Annotated in this window: 1 protein-coding gene; it reads right to left on the bottom strand. The window is 64.2% G+C overall.

What is annotated here, in order from left to right:
* Positions 1-349 (bottom strand): hypothetical protein (locus C450_RS06595; protein ID WP_206536838.1); only part of this gene is annotated, 349 nt, incomplete at its 3' end.
* Between the last annotated feature and the right edge of the window lie 185 nt (positions 350-534).

A 534-nucleotide genomic window follows, 5' to 3' on the forward strand; every position in this document is an offset into this window, starting at 1 on the left:
CCCGACGACGAAGCTTCCCAAACGCATCCTGGACTGCTTCTTTCCCCGTCTCAGGGTCCGGCGTGTTCTCGATCGTCAGCGTCAGGAGTGCCGGATGATCGAACGACTCGATCGGAAGGCGATATTTCCCCATCGCCTTCCCCATTCGCCGGTTCATGCACTCCGGGCACAGCCGGCTGTCGCACGTCGTCGGGACGAAATTGTCCTCCGAGCCGCACCCGCCCGCCATCGGAGGACATTCGAGCTGGGCCGACTGACGCATGCACTTCGCGAGGCGTTCGGCGTGCGCGGCCTCCCCGGCCAGTACCAGCGCGATCACCTTCCGCTGGCGCTCGCGCGACCGCGCCATGCCAGCGCGCAGCGCCTCAGTCGCCTGCGAGATCCATTCTTGTTCGGTGGTGTCGTCGTCCAAATCGCCAGGAGGCTCTACGATTTCGTCGGACGTGGGAAGTTGTTCGCAATTGTGGACGGAAGAGGCAACTTCCCCTTCGAGGTTCGCGACCTGGAGCGCGCGGCGATAGAAGATCGGCGAGG

The organism is Halococcus salifodinae DSM 8989 (genome assembly GCF_000336935.1).
GTDB classification, from domain to species: Archaea; Halobacteriota; Halobacteria; order Halobacteriales; family Halococcaceae; genus Halococcus; species Halococcus salifodinae.